General features: G+C 71.7%; 4 protein-coding genes and 1 pseudogene. 2 read left to right on the top strand and 3 right to left on the bottom strand.

Going from position 1 to position 2,427, the window contains the following annotated elements; all coding sequences use genetic code 11:
- The first annotated feature begins 137 nt into the window (after positions 1-137).
- Complete coding sequence (gene hemQ, locus SACPADRAFT_RS0209205; RefSeq protein ID WP_007027294.1) at positions 138-830, top strand: hydrogen peroxide-dependent heme synthase; 693 nt, start codon at positions 138-140, stop codon at positions 828-830.
- Complete coding sequence (locus SACPADRAFT_RS0209200) at positions 827-1,036, top strand: hypothetical protein (protein WP_233357147.1); 210 nt, start codon at positions 827-829, stop codon at positions 1,034-1,036. The genes hemQ and SACPADRAFT_RS0209200 overlap by 4 nt, the downstream gene beginning before the upstream one ends.
- A 3-nt stretch (positions 1,037-1,039) precedes the next feature.
- Here the strand turns inward: SACPADRAFT_RS0209200 and msrB are convergent, their stop codons facing one another.
- The 3 genes and pseudogenes from msrB to SACPADRAFT_RS32530 all read right to left on the bottom strand — a co-directional run.
- On the bottom strand, positions 1,040-1,489 hold the full coding sequence (msrB, locus tag SACPADRAFT_RS0209195) for a peptide-methionine (R)-S-oxide reductase MsrB (protein WP_007027296.1): 450 nt from the start codon (positions 1,487-1,489) through the stop codon (positions 1,040-1,042).
- A 28-nt stretch (positions 1,490-1,517) separates the two neighbouring features.
- Entirely contained in the window at positions 1,518-1,817 is a 300-nt protein-coding gene (locus tag SACPADRAFT_RS0209190) for a hypothetical protein (protein WP_028662346.1), read from the bottom strand.
- A 64-nt stretch (positions 1,818-1,881) separates the two neighbouring features.
- A pseudogene (locus SACPADRAFT_RS32530) lies at positions 1,882-2,427 on the bottom strand (serine/threonine protein kinase); the annotation flags it as partial.

Raw genomic sequence — 2,427 nt, 5'->3', positions numbered from 1 at the left:
GGTGGCCCGGATCGAGGACGCCGTCGCCGACGTTCCCGGGCTGGCGGTCGCGGGCGCCGCGCTGCACGGTGTGGGCGTGCCCGCATGTGTGGCCACCGGCGAGGCCGCCGCCCGTCGCCTGGTGGGACCATGAGGGTATGGCGCGTCTGAACTACGAGGAACTGAACAACACCCTCCGCTACACCGCGTGGTCGGTGTTCCGGGCCGAACCCGGCGCACTGCCCGACGACCGCGGAGCGGTGGCCACCGCGACCACGGAGTACCTGGACGGTCTCGACGCGAAGGGCGTGGTCGTGCGGGGGGTGTACGACGTCTCCGGCTTCCGGGCCGACGCCGACTACATGATCTGGTGGCACGCGGAGGAGGCCGAGCAGCTGCAGGCCGCCTACAACGGGTTCCGCCGCACCCCGCTCGGCCGGGCCTCCACCCCGGTGTGGAGCCAGTTCGCCCTGCACCGGCCCGCCGAGTTCAACAAGAGCCACATCCCCGCGTTCCTGGCCGGGGAGGAACCGCGCCGATACGTGTGCGTGTACCCGTTCGTGCGCTCCTACGAGTGGTACCTGCTGCCCGACGAGGAGCGGCGGGCGATGCTGGCCGGGCACGGCAAGGAGGCGCGGGACTACCCGGACGTCCGCGCCAACACCGTTCCCGCGTTCGCCCTCGGCGACTACGAGTGGATGCTGGCCTTCGAGGCCGACGAGCTGCACCGCATCGTCGACCTGATGCGCCACCTGCGCGCCACCGAGGCCCGCAGGCACGTCCGCGAGGAGACCCCCTTCTACACCGGCCCCCGCGTCGAGCCGGGCGATCTCGTGCATGCCCTCCCGTGAGCGCCGAACGGACCCCGATGGACGAGCGGGCGGGCATGCCGACGAGACGGGCCGCGAAGAAGGCGGCCCTCGCCGCTCTGCACGACGTGGTGGCAGCGGACCGGGGCACGGGTTCCACCCCGGCCGACACTCTCGCCGACCTGGACCGCATCCGTGGGCCGCGGCCGGAAGACGAGAACCCGTGCCCGACGGTCACCGACCCGTGACGGTCACTCCCCGGTAGGGGTCAGGCGCAGGGCGACCGAGTTGATGCAGTAGCGCTGGTCGGTGGGGGTGGGGTAGCCCTCGCCCTCGAAGACGTGCCCGAGGTGGCTGTGGCAGCTCGCGCACAGCACCTCGGTGCGCACCATGCCCATCGACCGGTCCTTGCGCAGCAGCACGGCGTCCGAGTCGGCGGGGTCGTAGAACGACGGCCAGCCGCAGTGGCTGGGGAACTTGGTGGTGCTGCGGAACAGCTCGGCGCCGCAGGCGCGGCACTCGTAGACACCCTCGGTCTCGGTGTCGGTGTACTCGCCGGTGAACGGCCGTTCCGTACCCGACTCCCGCAGGACGGCGTACTCCTCCGGGGCGAGCTGCCGGCGCCACTCCTGCTCGGACTTCACGACCTTCGGAGCGGACGGGTCGGACGCGGCTGCCTGCGTGTGTGTACGGGAGTCCATGCCCCCCAGGCTACCCGTGCGGGAACCGCTACCGGGACAACCACTCCAGCAGAGCGGTGAGGTAGTGCCAGCCCGTGACGACGACCCCCAGCACCACGAGGACGACGATCGCGGCGGCGACCCACCAGCGCAGCCCGCCCGCGCGGTTGCTGCCCTCGGCGAACTCGCCCACGCCGCGCAGGGACGCCTCGATGGTGTACGCGGGCTCGCACTTCTCCATCCGGTCCAGGTGCTCGGCGAACGCCTGCGCCTCCGGGTCGTGCGGGTCCAACCCGACGAGGTCGTCGTCGAACCGCGGGTTGCGGTCCGCGCCGGGGTTCTCGGCCATGCCCCCACGGTAGGCCACCCGCACCCGGCAGCACACCCGGTACCCACCGGTGCCGGGCCGTGGATCACAGCTTCCGGTTGTGCTCCACCCTGGGGTCGCTGCCGATGCGCAGTTCCCCGTTCAGTCGGACGACGCGGGCGTACATCTCCCGCTCCGCGTCCTCCGTGACCATTCGGATCCGGACATCCAGGCTGCCGTCCGCGTTGGTCTCCTTCTTGTACGCATAGGCGTCCTGGGCGTACTCGACACCCTGCGCATCCCAGTACCGCTCGTGAGCCTGGCGACCGTCCCACAGCGCCTGGACTTCGGGGGCCAGCTTGTTCCACTCGTTCGCCGGTTCGCTGTAATAGTCGATGACCAGTTGGCCCGCGCGCCCCCAGTCACCGATCGGTGCCCCGTTGTTGGGCACGGCGCTCGACATGGGTGTAGGCGAGCTGGACGGGGTCGAGGGGGCGGTGCTGCTTTCCTGCGCCTGCGACTCCCCGCCGCCCTCACCGCCGCCGGTGAGCACGATCACGATGCTCGTGGCGGCGATCAGCACGACGGCGGCGACGGCGCCGAACACCAGCCGCCGTCGCCGGCCGTCCGGCGCGGAACCCGGGCGCCCCGG

Origin of the sequence: Saccharomonospora iraqiensis subsp. paurometabolica YIM 90007, assembly GCF_000231035.2 — a bacterium.
GTDB classification, from domain to species: Bacteria; Actinomycetota; Actinomycetes; order Mycobacteriales; family Pseudonocardiaceae; genus Saccharomonospora; species Saccharomonospora paurometabolica.
Note: the sequence above shows the minus strand (reverse complement) of the source record. Positions and strands in the feature narration are given on the sequence as shown.